General features: G+C 66.0%; 11 protein-coding genes, 2 tRNA genes and 1 pseudogene. 6 read left to right on the forward strand and 8 right to left on the reverse strand.

Annotated elements, in window-relative coordinates; translation table 11 throughout:
- Positions 1-24: 24 nt before the first annotated feature.
- Both BDW16_RS03735 and BDW16_RS03740 read right to left on the reverse strand, forming a co-directional pair.
- A complete protein-coding gene (locus BDW16_RS03735) occupies positions 25-339 on the reverse strand; it encodes a DUF2218 domain-containing protein (protein ID WP_066576161.1) in 315 nt (104 codons plus the stop codon).
- Positions 340-903, reverse strand: coding sequence for a PadR family transcriptional regulator (locus BDW16_RS03740; protein WP_083954231.1), 564 nt, complete (start codon positions 901-903; stop codon positions 340-342).
- Positions 904-1,052: 149 nt separating this feature from the next.
- Here BDW16_RS03740 and BDW16_RS03745 point away from each other — a divergent pair.
- From BDW16_RS03745 to BDW16_RS03765, 5 genes and pseudogenes are all read left to right on the forward strand, one after another.
- A pseudogene (locus BDW16_RS03745) lies at positions 1,053-2,374 on the forward strand (replication-associated recombination protein A).
- A 44-nt stretch (positions 2,375-2,418) separates the two neighbouring features.
- Positions 2,419-3,882 carry a serine hydrolase domain-containing protein gene (locus BDW16_RS03750; RefSeq protein ID WP_083954232.1) on the forward strand — a complete coding sequence of 488 codons (1,464 nt, stop codon included), beginning with the start codon at positions 2,419-2,421 and terminating at the stop codon, positions 3,880-3,882.
- Between the two features lie 10 nt (positions 3,883-3,892).
- Positions 3,893-4,240, forward strand: a complete 348-nt coding sequence (locus BDW16_RS03755; RefSeq protein WP_066576167.1) for a hypothetical protein — start codon at positions 3,893-3,895, stop codon at positions 4,238-4,240.
- Between the two features lie 2 nt (positions 4,241-4,242).
- Entirely contained in the window at positions 4,243-5,103 is an 861-nt protein-coding gene (locus tag BDW16_RS03760; RefSeq protein ID WP_066576169.1) for a hypothetical protein, read from the forward strand.
- 139 nt (positions 5,104-5,242) lie between these two features.
- Positions 5,243-5,318, forward strand: a tRNA-Thr gene (locus BDW16_RS03765).
- Positions 5,319-5,351: 33 nt separating this feature from the next.
- Here the strand turns inward: BDW16_RS03765 and BDW16_RS03770 are convergent.
- From BDW16_RS03770 to BDW16_RS03785, 4 genes are all read right to left on the reverse strand, one after another.
- On the reverse strand, positions 5,352-7,427 hold the full coding sequence (locus BDW16_RS03770) for a S9 family peptidase (protein ID WP_066576173.1): 2,076 nt from the start codon (positions 7,425-7,427) through the stop codon (positions 5,352-5,354).
- 62 nt (positions 7,428-7,489) lie between these two features.
- A complete protein-coding gene (locus tag BDW16_RS03775) occupies positions 7,490-10,885 on the reverse strand; it encodes a TonB-dependent receptor (RefSeq protein WP_083954233.1) in 3,396 nt (1,131 codons plus the stop codon).
- Positions 10,886-10,985: 100 nt separating this feature from the next.
- Positions 10,986-11,924 carry a FecR family protein gene (locus tag BDW16_RS03780; RefSeq protein WP_066576175.1) on the reverse strand — a complete coding sequence of 313 codons (939 nt, stop codon included), beginning with the start codon at positions 11,922-11,924 and terminating at the stop codon, positions 10,986-10,988.
- Entirely contained in the window at positions 11,921-12,451 is a 531-nt protein-coding gene (locus tag BDW16_RS03785) for an RNA polymerase sigma factor (RefSeq protein WP_100362832.1), read from the reverse strand. Before BDW16_RS03785 ends, BDW16_RS03780 begins: the two co-directional genes overlap by 4 nt.
- Before the next feature lie 284 nt (positions 12,452-12,735).
- Here BDW16_RS03785 and BDW16_RS03790 point away from each other — a divergent pair, with 284 nt between their 5' ends.
- Positions 12,736-14,040, forward strand: coding sequence for a sugar MFS transporter (locus BDW16_RS03790; RefSeq protein WP_066576177.1), 1,305 nt, complete (start codon positions 12,736-12,738; stop codon positions 14,038-14,040).
- A 64-nt stretch (positions 14,041-14,104) separates the two neighbouring features.
- Here the strand turns inward: BDW16_RS03790 and BDW16_RS03795 are convergent.
- A tRNA-Leu gene (locus BDW16_RS03795) sits at positions 14,105-14,190 on the reverse strand.
- A gap of 95 nt (positions 14,191-14,285) precedes the next feature.
- Positions 14,286-16,766 (reverse strand): glycoside hydrolase family 3 C-terminal domain-containing protein, encoded by a 2,481-nt coding sequence (locus BDW16_RS03800; RefSeq protein WP_066576181.1) that lies wholly within the window; start codon positions 16,764-16,766, stop codon positions 14,286-14,288.
- Between the last annotated feature and the right edge of the window lie 4 nt (positions 16,767-16,770).

The following is a 16,770-nucleotide window of genomic DNA, read 5'->3' on the forward strand; positions in this document are numbered from 1 at the left end:
CGGGGGCCGGGATGACGATTGCGCCTAGGACCAAACATATCCCAGCGGTGCCTCACGGAAGGCGAAGCGGTCGACATGACGCTCGACCGCGCCCTTGAGGCCTTCGAGCTGCCCTTCGGCGCTGGCGTCCACCCGGATCGCCAGGCCGTCGGGCTTAGCGTCGAGCGTGACCAGCCCGTCGCCGGGCCAGTCCGCACCGCGCGCATCCTTGGGGAACACGATCGTGCCGTGATCGGCCGAAAACTCGACCTTCAGATTATGCTCCCAATGCTTGCACAGCGCCTGAAGATAGCGGCTAGCCTTCTCGGTCTTGGCAAATCCGTTCGCAGATACGCTCATTTACAGCCTCTCGATCTTGCGCGCCGCCTCGTCGATCAGGTCGGCGACCGCATGTAGGGTTTCCTGGCTCACCTCGCCATCGCCCAGCCGGTGCTGGAGCACCTGGCGAAGGTTACCCATCGCACGCCGCACCGGGCTGCCATGGCTGCGCGAGCGCATCGTGCCGATCTGGGCGAGCCGCTCCATCAGCGCCTCGACCTCTTCCTCGCGCTCGGTCAGGTGGGCCTGGCCGGCAGTGGTGATCGCGAAGATCTTCTTGGCGTCGTCGCTCGCCTGTTCGGCGATCAGCTCCATGTCGGCGAGCATGGTCAGCGTCGGATAGACCACGCCAGGACTCGGCGCATAGGCGCCGCCGGTGCGTTCCTCGATCTCGCGGATCAGGTCGTAGCCGTGACGCGGCGCTTCCTCGATCAGCTTGAGCAGCACCAGCCGCAGCTCGTCGCCCTGGAACATGCGCCGCCGCCCGCGGCCGCCGCCCATGCCCTCGCCGGACACGTCCCACTCCACGGTGAACGGCCCCCATTGGCGCCGCCCGCGCGGGCCGAAGCCGCCGCCAAAGCGCATCTCTCCACGCGGCCCGCAGCCGCGATGATGTGTTCCTCGAAACATTGTTGAACCTTTCAAATTCGAGTCGCGATGCGCTTAAGATATATCTTAGAATGCATCGCACAACCCCCTTCGCGAAATTTGCGCCAGTTCCTATATCGTTCCACATGGCCGACCTGTTCGGCGGGCTCGAATCCGCCACTTCCCCTGACGAAACCGCCGCCGGCGGGCCGCTTGCCGATCGCCTGCGCCCGCAGCGGCTCGAGGATGTCGTCGGCCAGGATCACCTGACCGGGCCGGAGGGCGCGATCGGCCGCATGGTCGCGGCGGGCAAGCTCAGCTCGATCATCCTGTGGGGGCCGCCCGGCACCGGCAAGACCACCACCGCGCGCCTGCTCGCCGACGCGGTCGGCCTGCGCTTCGTCGCGATCAGCGCGGTATTTTCAGGGGTCGCGGACCTCAAGAAGGTGTTCGCCGAGGCGAAGGAGCACGGCCGGCTCGGCAAGCGCACGCTGTTATTCGTGGACGAGATCCACCGCTTCAATCGCTCACAGCAGGACGGTTTCCTGCCGTTCGTCGAGGACGGCACCGTCACGCTGGTCGGCGCGACCACCGAGAACCCTTCGTTCGAGCTCAACGCCGCGTTGCTCAGCCGCGCACAGGTGCTGATCCTGCGCCGCCTCGACCATGAAGCGCTCACCCGATTGCTCGACCGCGCCGAGGCGATGGAGGAGCGCCCCTCCCCCTGACGCCCGAGGCCCGCGACGCACTGGTCGCCAGCGCCGACGGCGATGGCCGATTCCTGCTCAACCAGGCGGAAACCCTGTTCTCCGTGAAGTTCGAACAGCCGCTCGATCCATCCGCGCTGGGCGACTTCCTCCAGCGCCGCGTCGCGGTGTACGACAAGGACCGCGAGGGTCATTACAACCTCATCTCCGCGCTCCACAAATCGGTGCGCGGCAGCGACCCGCAGGCGGCGCTTTACTATCTCGCGCGGATGCTGACCGCTGGCGAGGAGCCTCTGTATCTGCTGCGCCGCCTGATCCGCATGGCGGTCGAGGATATCGGCCTCGCCGATCCCAATGCGATCACGCAATGCCTCGCCGCCAAGGACACGTACGAGTTCCTTGGCTCGCCCGAGGGCGAGCTGGCGATCGCCCAGGCCTGTCTCTATGTCGCTACCGCGCCCAAATCGAACGCGGCCTATGTCGCGCAGAAGGCGGCATGGCGCGCGGCGAAGGAAACCGGCAGCCTGATGCCGCCGCAGAACATCCTCAACGCGCCGACCAAGCTGATGAAGGAGGTCGGCTACGGCAAGGGCTATACGTACGACCACGATGCAGAGGGCGGTTTCTCCGGCGACAGTTACTGGCCCGAGGAAATGACGCCGCAGACCTTCTACACCCCCACCGATCGCGGCGTGGAGAAGCGCATCGCCGAACGCATGGCGTGGTGGGACGCGCGGCGGCGGGAGTTGAAGGGCGAGTAATCGCGGGCCTTCCAATGTTGGAGTTCATCTGCTCTCATCGGTAAATGACCGGACCCAGCCTCTCCGCGCGCGCCGCTCGCCTCAGCCTGCACGGGATCGGGCGCAGATCGCGCGCGTTGTACCATGAACTTCACGATTTTCCGGTATCAGGGTACCTGCTTGCTGCGCTCGCGCTTGCCGTCCCGTCCGCCGCGCAACAGGCACCTCGCGAGCTCACCCCGCACCAGCGTGCCATCGCCGCGGGCTACAAGGCGCTGACCCTGTGCGAAGGCCAGTTCGGCGGCGGTCGCACATCCGAGCAGATCGCAGCAACGGAGCTCAAGGGGATCTATTCCGAATATGAGGCGCTGGTGGCCGAGCTTCCGGCGACCAGCGACCGGCTGAGCCGCAGCGTCAGCGTGCCCTTCGCCCCCGACATGCCGCCGCGGATCGCCTATCATATGCCGCGTTTCGGCTGCTCGCTCGCGCCGATCGGGGGCAAGCGTGGAACGCCGCCGGCACTCCACCCGAACCCGTCGATGCCCATCCCGGCCGATCCGCGCCCCTGGCCGATGGGTGACGGCGGAATCGCCCCCAAGCCCTCGGAAGCGCTCAGCGCCGCGGTCGCTACCGCCTTCGACCCGGCCCGCTCGAAAGGCCGTACCACCGGCGTCCTGATCCTGCGTGACGGCAAGATCATCGCCGAGCGCTATGCCGACGGGTTCGGCCCGCTGGTACCCAACCGCACCTGGTCGGTCGCCAAGAGCATTGCGGGCACGCTCGCCGGCATCGCGGTGGCCGACGGCAAGCTCGATCCGATGAAGCCCGCGCCGATCCCGGAATGGCGAACGCCCGGAGATCCGCGCGCGGCCATCACGCTCGATCAGTTGCTGCGCATGGCATCGGGGCTGGGCAGCGACACCGCGGGCAACCGCACCGACGCGATCTATTTCGGCGGGACGAGTGTGACCGAACAGGCGGTGGCCTGGCCGCTGGTCGCGCCGCCCGGAAGCATCTTCCGCTACGCCAACAACGACACGCTGCTCGCGGTCCGCGCGCTGCGAGCGGCGCTGGGCAATGACGATGCCTATCGGGATTTGCCCGGCACCCGCCTGTTCCGTCCGCTCGGCATGATGCACACCACACCCGGCATCGACTGGCAGGGCAATTTCGTCTTCTCCTCGCAGGTCTGGTCCACCGCACGCGACTTTGCCCGGCTCGGCGAGCTCTGGCGCAACGACGGCGTCTGGCAGGGCAAACGCATCCTCCCCGAAGGCTGGATGAAGTATATGACCACGCCCAGCGGGCCGCAGCCCGCCATGGGGCCGGGCTATGGCGCGACGCTCTGGCTGTTCGGTCCTGAACAGGGGCTGCCCGAAGGCACCTATGCCGCACAAGGCAATCGCGGACAGTTCATCTTCGTCATTCCCTCCGCCCGCCTCGTCATCGTCCGCCGCGGCGAGGACCCCAGCGGTCAGACCTTCGACGCGCGCAGTTTCGTCGCGGAGGTGCTGAAGGCTGCCCAATGAGGGATCGGCCATGAGCTTCTCCTGGGACGAGGCCGTCGCGTTCGCACTGACTTTGCCCGGCGTGGTCGTTGGTGCCGGGGCGAAAGGCTCGACCTCGCCCCAATTGCGCGGCAAGCAGTTGATCTCGCAAGGCCGGGCACCTGAAACCTACGTTCTTCGGGCCACGCGCGAGGAGATCGTGGTGCTCAAGGAAACCGATCCCGTCACCTTTTGGCAGACACCGCAATATGAAGGCTGGCCGACCGTGCTGGTGAACGCCGCCCATGCCGATCCCGATCGGGTGAAACTGCTGATCTCGCGCGCCTGGTGGGACCGGGCGACGCTCTCACAACGCCGTGCCTATGGCGACCGCCCCTGACCATGGGCGGTGTGCACTTCGACCGCTTCGCCGCGATCGACTGGTCGGGCGCAAAGGGCCGCAGCCATCGCGGCATCGCGCTGGCAATCTGCGAGTCGGGCGACGCCGCACCCGCACTCGTCCCGCCGCCCGACCGCAACTGGTCGCGCGAGGGCATCCGCGACTGGATTCTGGCCCAGGCCGCCGAGCCGCTGCTGATCGGATTCGACATGAGCTTCTGCGCCCCGATCCTCGACCGGGGTGCCTATCTTCCCGGCGAGAGCACCGCCACCGACGCCCGTGGTTTCTGGGCCTGGATCGATGCGCAGAGTGCGGACGAGGATCTCGGCGCAGCATCGTTCCTCGAGGCGCGTCGCGGCCGGCATTTCTACCTCGGCGCCGCCGATGGCACGAAGGCGGACTTCATCCATTTCCGCCGCTGCGAGCAACGATTCAACGCGACCGGCGGCGGCAAGGTGACCACGGTGTACGATGCGATCGGCGCAGCACAGGTCGCCAAGGCGAGCTTCGCCGGAATGCGCCTGCTCCATGCGCTCGATGGTCAGGTCGCGATCTGGCCGTTCGATCCCGCGCCGTCCTCGGGCGCTGCGGTGGTCGAGATCTACACCGCGATCGCCGCCCGCGCCGCCGGTCTGCCCAGGGGCCGGTCCAAGCTGCGTGACGCGGCCGCGCTCGATACTGCTCTCGCCATATTGGGTTCGCGGCCGCATGCACCGCTTGCCCGCTACGACGATCATTCCACCGATGCGATCCTCACCGCCGCCTGGCTGCGCGCCAATGCACGTCGCGCCGATCTCTGGCATCCGACTGCATTGACCCGCGAGATCGCACGAGCCGAAGGATGGACCTTCGGCATCGCATAAGGCGCTGGCAGCCAGGAGACCGAAGGCCTTGCGGAGCAAGGATCGGCCCGCCGATAGCCCGCCAATTTTGGCCTTGACCCTGTCACAGGAACGGCCCAAGAGCGCGCAAGCCGCAGATTTCTGCGGATTTCGCGTAGTGGCCGGTTTAGCTCAGCTGGTAGAGCAGCGGTTTTGTAAACCGAAGGTCGCGGGTTCGATCCCTGCAACCGGCACCATCGATCTTCCCCGCCCCGCCGGACGGCTGGCCGCTACTCGAGCGCCTCGCCGGGTTCTGTTGGCTCGTCTGCGCTCTCATCGTCATCCGCCGGGTCGATCGCAGTATGGGGAGCGATGGCCGGCACGTAGCCGGTTCGGGTCACATAGGTCGTCAGCCAGCGCATGCTGGCGTTCACCTGAAACAGCTGGTGGCGCAGTTCCTTGAAATTATGCGGCTCGCGCGGCGCCAGATAGAGTTCGGTCGGAACCCCCATATCCTTGAGCGCGCGGAACAGCATGACGGACTGCGCGGGCGGAACGCGCCGGTCCTCGGCGCCGGATAGGATCAGCGTCGGCGTCTTCACCGCGTCGATCGAAGCCAGCGGTGAATTGCGCAGATAGAGATCGCGACGTGCCTGGCTGCCATAAGGTGGTGTGACGAACCACTCCTTGCGCTGCCAACGCGTGTCCGAGCCCAGATACATCGATGCCCAGTCCACCGCGCCCGCGCCCACGATCGCCGCCTTGAAACGATCGGTAACGGTGATCAGGCGGGCGGTCATGTGTCCGCCAGCACTCCATCCCATTGCGCCGAGCCTCGCGGGATCGGCAATCCCGCGCTTCACCAGCTCGTCGACGCCGGACAGCACGTCGCGGTCCGCGATCCGGAAATAGTCGCCGTTCATGCCCTGGAGGAACGTATCGCCATAGCCGGTACCGCCACGATAATTGACGCTCAGCGTCACGAACCCATGCGACGCCAGCAGGGGCAGGAAGCGGCCGTAAGAGAAGATATTGAACTGGTCGGCCGAACGCGGACCGCCATGGCTCTGAACGATCAGTGGATAGCGCCGACCCGGCGTATAGCCGAGCGGATAGGTGATCAGCCCTTCGAGCTCCTGCCCTTCCGGACCGGGCCAGCGGATCGCCTCCTGACGCGGCAACTGGAAGCGCTTGCCGACATCGTCGTTGACCGCAGTCACCTGCACTGGTGCATTGCTGCCGCGTGGATTGATCCGGACCACTTCCGCCGGCTGGGTTGCTGAGGTTCGCAGAAAGGCCAGCGTCCGGCCATCGCGCGACAGGGCGGGTGCCGAAATCACGCAATCGCAGCGATCGAGCGGCCGGACCTCGCCCGTCGCGACGGCCACCGCGTGCAGGTTGGTGCGTACTCCGTCCTGCGCGGTGAAGTAGATTTCCGACCCATCGCCGGACCACAAGGCGTCCTTGACCGCCCAGGAGCGCCCCTCGCCGAACTGGCGGATCGTCCCCTTCTCCACGTCGATGACGAACAGCCGTGCGTTGACGGTTGCATATTTGCCATCGGCGGCATTGGCGACGAACAGAGCCGTCTTGCCGTCCGGCGCCAGACGGGCATCGTCCTCGCGATAGTCGTTGGCCGTGATCCGGCGCCGGGTTCCCGTCGCCGGATCGAGAATCCAGAGTTCCGATCGCGGCTGATCGTCGAGCAGGCGTGAGGTGGCCTGCCGGAGCAGGATCGTACCGGCATCGCGCGCGATGCTGAAGCTGCGCACGTCGAGGTCGCCACTCACCAAGGTGACGACCTGACCGGACGCGACGTCGAGATAGTTCAGCGTCGCACGCCTTCGCGGCGCTTCGAACGCGAACATGTCGTCCTTGGCCTTGATCCGGGCCGCCGTAGCCGGATCGTCCGGCTTGTCCGCAAGGAAGTAGATGCGCGCGCCATCGCTCGACCAGGTGATATCCGAGGCCGAACTGCGCAGCTGGGTGAGCTGCCGCACTTTCTTGCCCGATGCGTACAGATGGATCTGCGCATACCGGCCGCCCTTCGGCTTGGTTGCGAAGGCAAGCGACTTGCCGTCCGGCGCCCACGCAATCTCCCCCTTCAGCTCGCGCAAGCGCTCCGGGACGCCGGAAGCGGTGGTTCGCCACGTACGCATCGTGGACGCGTTTCGTGCCCAGTTCGCTGTGCGGATCTTATAGATGATCTCGCTGCCGTCCGGCGAGGGGAGCGGGCTCGCCGCACGTGCGAGCCCGATCAGGTCTGTCGCGGTCATCGGCTGCGGCGCCGCCGGTTGGGTCTGGCCCGCGGCGGGCGATGCCATGAACGCAGCACCAAGCGCCAACCAGAAGGTCTTCGCAGTCATGAACCGTCTTCCCGTGCTCTTGGGGCCGCTGCGGGGGCTGGTGCAGCGGCCCCTTCCCTACCTTAGAAGTCCAGCGAGAGGCCCATATAGAAGCGGCGCCCCGCAACGTCGTAGGTCGGGTTGTAGTTGTTCGTACTCCCGCTCAGCACGTCGCCCGCAGGCAGCAAGGGACTCGTCTTGTCGAACAGGTTGGTGACGCCCCCGTAGAGGCGCAGCTTGGCATCGCGGACCTTGAAACTATAACCCGCATAGACGTTGTGCTGCCACACCGCCGGGATGTTCAGGAACAGCGGATACTCCGCATTGGGATTGCTCGCCTTGAAGGTGCGATAGTCGTTGAGGCGGGTCAGACTGTCGTAGATCTTGCCGTAATAGACAGCGGTCCAGCGCAGGCTCAGCCCCTCATGCCGCCACGACAGCGATCCGCGCGCGCGGTATTTGAACGTGCCCGAAACCAACTCGCCCCGCTCATCGGTCGTGACCAGCCCAGTAAGACCGATAAAGCTGGTCTCGTACTTCAGCAGATGCGTCGCATCATAGCGCACGCTCCATTTTCCCGGGATTCCGATGCCGTCGAAATCGAACCGATATTCGGCCGCGACGTCGATGCCGGAGGTCTTGAATCCCGCAAGATTGAACTCGCGCTGCGTGACTCCCGAAAGCTGCCCGTTGTTCGGATTGCGCGTAATGTCTCCGCAGAACGGGTTGGCCGAAGCCGGCAGGTCACTGTCATAGCATTGGGTCAGGATGGCCTGATTGCCATAGGCGGTGATCGCGTCCTTGATCCGGATATCGTAATAGTCGACCGACAGCGTAAACCGCTTCAGGAAGCTCGGTGTGACGACCGCGCCAAGGGTGAAGGTGTCGGCGGTTTCCTCCTTGAGCGCCAGATTGCCGGCATTGGGGCTGAAGACCGAGGTTCCGGACTGATCGAACACCTGCGGCGACCCGCTCGCCGCCTGCGATGCGAACAGCGCCTGGATGCCGGGATTGGCCCGGCAGTTCGCCGCGATCCGCCCGGCCGTGGTCGGGGTGACGCCGTCGCAGATATCGCTGATATCGTCGAAGTCGCCGCGCGGAGGGGAGAACAGCTCGGTCAGATCAGGCGCCCGCTGCGCACGCGCGAAGCTCGCGCGGAAACGGATATCCTTGACCGGGGCATATTGGACGCCACCGCGGAAGCTGAACACCGTACCGACATTCTTGATGTCATAGGTTCCGACACGCGCTGACGCATCCACGCTGAGCAGCTCGATGCCGGGCTTGTCATTCACCAGCGGTGCGTTGACCTCGGCATAGCCCTCGAACACCGAGATCGATCCGCCGAAATTGGGAACCGGCGGGCCCGAAGTACCCCCGAAACGCGAGTAATCGTCGCCCTCGATCTTCTGACTGTCCTTGCGATATTCGATACCGAACGCCGCGCCCACCGGCCCGGCGGGCAGATCGAACAGGTCGCCGGTCAAGAACCCGCTGAAACTGTGCTGCTTGAGCGTCGCGCGCTGACGCAGATCGGCCTTGATGAAGGCGGCCGCTTCGGGTGTGATCGAGCCTTCACCGAAAAGGTTGATCGGGACACAGCCGTTGGATGTGTCACGGCAGACGATCTGGCCGTTCACCGTGGTCGCATCGAGCGCCTGTTTGAGGCGCAGGCCATTGATCTCGCCCGCGCGCACCTGATCCTGAACGAACTGGCCATAGGCGAAGCTCGTTTCCCACTTCCAGTTGCCCCATGCGTCGCCGCGCGCGCCAAACCAGCTGCGCACGGTCTCACGGTCATTGTACGTTGCCTGCGGCCCCAGCTCGATCAGGCGACGAGTAAAATAGACTCCCCGGTTGGCCGAACCGGTGGTGACGTCCGCCCTGATTTCGGCGGGGACGAAGGGATTGCAGGGGCCCGAACCGGTGCCGGTTGCACGCTGGCATGGAATACGGCCGAGCGTCACTTCGCTGCCAACCCCGGTCACCCGATCGATCACCGGGAAGGTGTCGTCTGCGGTAATCGCGCTCGGCTCGCGGAAGTTGAGCGTCTTGACCTTCGAATACTGGACCTGCGCGAAGATGCTGGTCTTGTCCGATATCTCGAAGTCGAACTTCGCCGCGCCTAGATAGCGTTCGCGCTCACCGCTGATCCAGCGCACGTCGCGCGTGCTGTAGCCATCGCGGTTGGGCAGAAAATAGCCACTGTTGCCGGCATCGCTGGTGCCGACATTGACGACACCCCCCGTCTGAACGTCGGGGCCCAGCGGAACAAGCGTCCCGCCACGGTAGAAACGGTCGCGCGCGCTGCTCGAGCCATAGAAAACGCCGCCCGGAATCGAGCTCGACAGGTCAGCCGGCTTGTTGGGCGGAAAGGTACCGATCGGCCGGTCGCCGCTCGTCGGGATACCCGTCGCATCGGTGTACAGCGTCTCATATTCGTTGATCCCGCCCAGTGCAGGATCCCAGTCATATTCCCATTGGGTGAGCGCAAAGGCGCGCTGGTTCGCGCGGATCGGGTCCTGCCGGTCGTAGGAACCGCTGATCAGGAAATAGCCGCGCCCGTCGGCGAATTTGGTGCCAAAGCTGGCATCGAACTCATGTTCACGCCCGCCGCCCGCATCAGTGAATTCGGTGCGCGCGCCGAGCCGCAGCCCGGTTTTCTTCGACTCGGTGATGATATTCACCACACCCGCCACCGCGTCCGATCCATAGACCGATGAGGTACCGCCGGTGATGATGTCGACGCGGCTGACGAAGCCGTTCGGAATCGTGCTCAGGCTGACGCGGTTGGCGTTGGCGCTGTTCGATACGGTGCGACGGCCATCGACCAGCACGAGCGTGCGGTTGTCGCTCAGGCTGCGCAGCTGCACCGAGCTCAGGCCGTCATTCTGGACATCGCCGCTGTTCCGGCGATCGTTCAGCGTCGAGCTGACCGACGGCAGTTCCGCGATCACTTCGCTCAGTTCGGTCCGGCCGGACTCGGAGATCTCCTCTCCGCCCAGCGCGGTAACGGGCGAGGCAGTGTCGAAGGACTCGCGGCGGATGCGCGAGCCGGTCACGATCACCTCGCCCGATTCAACCGCTGGCGTGGCTTCGGGCTCAACCTGCGAAACCGGCTCGGGAGCAGCGCGCGGAGCGGTTGCCGACGTGGAAGCCGGCACCGGCTGAGCGCGTTCGCGCGTGACCACGAAGGTCTGCCCGCTCGACCGGCGCGCGACGAGACCGGTTCCCCTAAGCATGCGCGCCAGCGCCTGCTCGACGGACATGGTGCCCTTGACCGCATTCGCCTGCTTGCCGCGCGTGTCGCCACGCGACGCGATGATCTGGACATCGGCCTGCCGCGCAAGGGTCACGATCGCCGAACGCGCTGCCTGTGCAGGAACGTCGAAGCGCTTTTCCTGTGCCTGCGCTGGCGTCGCCATCGCGCAAATGATCGCGGTCCCCGCCATGAAGGCGTTGCGCGTTATTCCCCCCATCTGTCTTCTCCCCCCTTGGGCGTCGGGCTCTTACCCGCTCACCCCTCCCAAGAGACCGGGACAGGAAGAATCCTTCGCCGGCGGTGCATTTTTTGATTTTTTAGTTCGGATTTCTGCCGATACGGATGGCATCGGGCTGCCGGGTATCGACCGGAACGTCGAGGCTCTCGCGCACCGCGAGCGCGAACCCCTCCGGATCGTCGACGCGGAAAATCCCGTCAAACTCCTCACTTGCGAGCGCGGGATCGACAATCACCAGCTTGCGCTGGTTGTAGCGGTTGAACTCGTCGACAGCGGCGTCGAGGCGGCTGCCGTCGAGATCGATCTTGCCCGCGCGCCAGGCGAGCGAGCGATCGACGGCCGAGGGCTCGGCGGCGGCAACGTCGATCGCGGCATCGTTGGAGACGAAGGCGCTGCCGCCCGCGGCGATCCGGACGCGGTGCCCTTCAGCGCCCTCGACCCAGGCCTCGACCACGCCCTCGGTCACGAAAACCTGCGCACCGTCGCCGCGCAGCCGGATCGCAAAAGCAGTCCCCACTGCCTGCACCCGCACACGGCCCGCATTCACGACAAACGGCCGCTGCGCGTCCTTCGCAACCTGGAACCAGGCTTCGCCGGCGGCAAGGTCGACGTTCCGGCGCTTGTCATCGACGCGTACCGCGATCCGGCTCGCGGTGTTGATCGCCGCAACCGAGCCATCGACCAGCGGCACACGCCGGATCTCCCCCACCCCCGTCGCATAGTGCATCGAGCGGGTCGCCCAGATCAGCCCGCCGACGAGCGATGCGGCGAGCAGGCCCGCGCCCCCCGCCATAGCCCAACGGCGAGAGAAGCTGGGCACCGACTCAGGTTCCTCGTTCACCACCGCGATCGCAGGATCGGTCGAGATCCAGGCGGCCTGCGCGCGCAACAGCGCGCCGCTGTGCAGCGGGTGCACGGCAAGCCAGGCCCGAAGCTCGGCCTCGTCGCCTTCCGACCAGCCGCCAGCGTCCATCCGCGCCGTCCAGCGCGCCGCCTGATCGGCCATGTCGCGCGTCATTTGCGCCACTTCGAAACCCTCGTTTTCTCGGCTGCGTCGATGCGGGCTTCCGCCTCCGCATCGGCCGCCTGCCATAATGCCTGCACCGCCCGGATGCCCTGCCAGACCTGCTTTTCTACCACCTTCTCGGTCACGCCGAGGCGCGATGCGATCTCCTTTTGCGACAGCCCCTCGATCCGCCGCATCTGCACGATCTGCCGGCACCGTTCCGGCAGGCGCGCGATGAGCGCGAGCACGCGCTCCACCTCGAGCCGCCCGCCGGCCTCGCGCTCCGGGGACGGCGCCTCGTCCGCGGAATAGCTTTCGATCGCCGCGATCGTCTCGAACGGCACCACCCGCGCGCGCTTCAGGCGGCGCACATAGAGGTTGCGCACGATCGAGAAGAAATAGGCGTCCGGCCGGCCGATATGATCGACACTGTCGAGCATTGCGAGCCGGCAATAGGCCTCCTGGATCAGCTCATCGGCATCGTCGGGTGCCGCGCGCGACCGCAGAAGCCAGGCGCGCACGTCCGCTTCGTGGGGCATGACCTGCCGGGCCACCCACGTCGCGATGCGGACCCGCCGCTCGACTTCCATCCCCTCAGCCGTTGATCCGGCTCCCCGTTCTTGCGGTCATTTGAACTGACCCTAGCCGCATAGAGACCTGTGGCGAGAAAATCCTTCGCCCGGTTCAGGAACACCGAACGAAAAGAAGCCTCCACCGGTCATTTTTTATCGCTACCGTCCTCTGTAAACGCATTTTCAATTCGCCTTTCGTCGGGCGCGCGGTATGTGTCACGCAACTGACAACGTTATCAGGGAGAGGGGCGTTGGCCGCACCCGTCACACAATTGAGTTCGACCGATCCGGCGTCCGGCGACGCACAGGGCATCAACGCGCCCGACCTTCAGGTCTTCGTCTTCGCACTGTTCTTCATCTTCGGCGGCATCACCTCGCTCAACGATGTGATCATCCCGAAGCTCAAGGAACTGTTCACGCTCAACTACACCCAGGCGATGCTGGTGCAATTCTGCTTCTTCACCGCCTATCTGGTGATCGGCATCCCCGGCGCGAAACTGGTCAAGAAGCTGGGCTATATGCGCGGTGCGGTCGCCGGCCTGCTGACGATGATGGTCGGCTGCCTGCTCTTCATCCCCGCCTCGCAATACGCGACCTATGGCGTGTTCCTGTTCGCGCTGTTCGTGCTGGCGAGCGGGGTGGTGATCGTCCAGGTCGTCGCCAACCCGCTGATCTCACTGCTCGGCAAGCCCGAGACCGCGCATAGCCGCCTCACCTTCGCGCAGGCATTCAACTCGCTCGGCACCACGGTCTTCCCGATCGTCGGGTCGATCCTGATCCTCGGCAGCCTCGCCACCGTGACCGCAGACCAGCTCTCGGGCCCGGCGCTCGAAGCCTATCGCGTGGCGGAGAGCAAGGCCATCATGCACGGCTATCTCGGCATCGCTGCAGCACTCGCAGTGGTCGCCGGCGTCGTCTGGCTGTTCCGCAACCGCCTGAAGGGTGAGCGCCACCAGGCGAGCGCGGGTCTTGCCGGCCTCGACCTGCTCGGCCGGCCCCGCTTCGGCTTCGGCGCGCTCTGCATCTTCCTCTATGTCGGCGCGGAGGTCTCAATCGGCTCGCTGATCGTCAACTATCTGATGCAGCCCGGCGTGATGGGGCTTCAGGAGCAGGCAGCAGGCAAGCTGATCGGCTTCTACTGGGGCGGTGCGATGGTCGGGCGCTTCATCGGATCGGGCCTGATGCGCGTGATCAGCCCGGGCAAGCTGCTCGCCTTCGTCGCGGTCGGCGCGGTCGCGCTGATCCTGATTTCCACCAACACCACCGGCCATGTCGCGGGCTACAGCCTGCTGGCGATCGGCCTGATGAACTCGATCATGTTCCCGACGATCTTCAGCCTCGCCAGCGAGAAGCTGGGGGGCCGCGCGGCGGACGGGTCAGGGATCATCAACATCGCGATCTTCGGCGGCGCCGTGGTGCCACTGGCGACCGGCGCGCTCGCCGATGCGACCGGCAGCCTGGGCCTTGCGCTGATCCTGCCCGCCATCTGCTACGCGATCATCGCCGGCTTCGGCTATTATGCCCGACGGCCCTATGCCGGGCCGGTCGCAGGCTGAAACACGAAGGGCCGGTGAGTTACCTCACCGGCCCTTTTCGCATGTCCTGCCCTGTTCAGAAGGCTGGTACGGGTGGTCGGACTCGAACCGACATGATGTTGCCATCGGCGGATTTTGAATCCGCTGCGTCTACCATTCCGCCACACCCGCATATCGCCGGCGCCTGCGGGCCGAAGATCGGTGCCGGAGCCTATACGAAGCCCCGGCACCGATTTCCAGACCGGAATGCCGCTTTGTGAAGCAGATCAGGGATCGACCCGGATTTCGCCGGCCTGCCGGATATCCTCGGACGATGATCCCGCCAGCACGCGATAGGCGCCCGGCCGTACGCGCCAGCCGCCCGCCTTGACGTCGTAAAAGGAGAAGGCGCGCGGATCGAGCGTCAGCGTCACCTCACGCTTGCCGCCCGCAGGGATCGCGACCTTCTGAAAGGCTCGCAGTGTCCGCGGCGGATCGCCCGCCATGGGTTCGACCGGCTCGACATAGAGCTGCACCACCTCTTGCCCCGTGCGTTTGCCGGTATTCCGCACAGTCAGCTTCACCGTCACCGGCTTCGCGCCCGACGCCCTGGCCGGAACGTTCAGCGGCGAATAGGCGAAGCTGGTGTAGGACAGCCCGTGCCCGAACGGGAACAGCGGCTTCACGCCCCGTGCCTGATAGCCGCGATAGCCGACCAGCAGGCCCTCGGAATAGGCGCTCTTCGAGGTCTTGAGATCGGCCAGATCGTCCCCGCTACGCTGCGGGAAGGTCACCGGCAGCTTGCCTGACGGATTGACCTTGCCGGTCAGCACATCGGCCAGCGCCGCGGCACCACCCTCGCCGGGCAGCCACATGCTGACGATCGCGGGCGCTTTCTCGTGCCAAGGCATCGTCATCGCCGCGCCCGCATTGACCACCACCGCGGTCTTCGGATTGGCCGCGGCGATCGCCTCGACCAGCCGGTTCTGCTCGCCCGGCAGGTCGATATTCGCGCGGTCATAGCCCTCGCCCTCGGTGGTCGAGGACGAGCCGACGATCACGATCGCCGCATCCGCGCCCTTCGCCGCGGCGACCGCGGCGTCGAACGAAGGCTGCGGCTCGCGCACGCCGAAGCTCAGATTTTCGTAGGGCGTGCCCCCGTTCGCATAGTCGATGCGGATCGGATAGCCGCGCCCCGCCTCCAGCGTCACCTGCACCGTGCGACGTGGCACCGGAAAGCCCAGCACGTCCCGATTGTCGGGAACGACCTTGCTCGCCTTTTCGAGGATCACCTTGCCGTCGAGCGTGACGCGCGGCGTGCCGGTGCCGCGCACGCTGAACTCATGCACGCCGCCGGTGCGCGGCCAGAACATCCCGTCCCAGCGGATCGCGGCATAGCCGGTGGCCTTGGGTCCCGCGACATTGCCGCTGATCCAGCGAACGAAGCGCGTGACGCGTTCGGTCTTGACCGGCTCGCCACTCGCGTCGGCGGTCATGAAGTAGCTGCCGGTCAGACCGGTCTCGCCGCGCTTGCCGTCCGGGCTGAACAGCTTGGCATCGGCAGCAGGTGGCGTCTCCTCGTTATCGACGCCCTTTTCATAGGTGATGCGCACGCCGGGCAACGCCGCGCGCAACGCATCCAACGGCGTCTGCGTCTCGAACGGCACGACGTTCGAGCTGCCGCCGCCCTGCATGCGCACGACATCGGCATTGGGGCCGATCACCGCGAGCGACCTGATCGAGCGGTCGAACGGCAACACGCCATTGTTCTTGAGCAGGACCATCGCCTCCTCCGCCGCTTTCCGCGCGATGGCGGACTGACGGAGCGGCGTCGCCGCTTCCGGACGCGACGCCCCGCGCTCGATCACGCCGCTGCGCACGATCAGGCGGACCATCCGCCGGGCATTGTCGTCGATCTGCGCGGTGCTGACCTTGCCCTCGGCGACCGCGGCCTTAAGCTTGTCACCGAAATGCTTGGGCGGCCCCGGCATCTCGAGGTCCATGCCGGCGTTGACCGCCTCGGCGGTGGTGTGCGTCGCGCCCCAGTCGGACACGACGAAGCCCCGATAGCCCCATTCCTTCTTGAGCAGATCGGTCAGCAGCCAGCGATTTTCGGCCGCATAAGTGCCGTTGATCTTGTTGTACGACGCCATCACCGACCACGGATCGGCCTCGCGCACCACCATCTCGAATGCGGGCAGGTAGATTTCGTGCAACGTGCGCTGATCGACGATCGAGTCGACGACGAAGCGATAGCTTTCCTGGTTGTTCACCGCGAAATGCTTGAGCGAGACGCCGATCCCTTCCCCCTGTACACCGCGCACATAGCCCAGGCCCATGCGCCCGCTGAGCCAGGGGTCCTCCGAATAGGTCTCGAAATTGCGGCCCCAGCGCGGGGTGCGGACGATATTGACAGTGGGCGCGAGCAGCACGTCGGCGCCATGCGCCTTGGTCTCGCGCGCCACCGCCGCGCCGACCGTGGCGGCAAGGTCGGGATTCCAGCTCGCCGCCAGCGCGACGCCGACGGGGAAGACCGTCGCCGGCTTGCCGTCGGGCGAGCGTACGCCGGTCGGCCCGTCGGTCATCTTCACCGCCGGGATGCCAAGGCGCGGGATCGGGTTGAGCGCCATCGAGGATTCGCCCGCCAGCAGCAGGATCTTCTCGTCCAGCGTCAGCCGCGCCATCAGGTCTGCAACCCGCGCCTCGATCGGCGCCTTGGCATCGCGATAGACCGGTGCGGCCTCCTGCGATCCGGCCGGCGCCGCCATGGCG

The organism is Sphingomonas koreensis (assembly GCF_002797435.1).
GTDB lineage: Bacteria > Pseudomonadota > Alphaproteobacteria > Sphingomonadales > Sphingomonadaceae > Sphingomonas > Sphingomonas koreensis.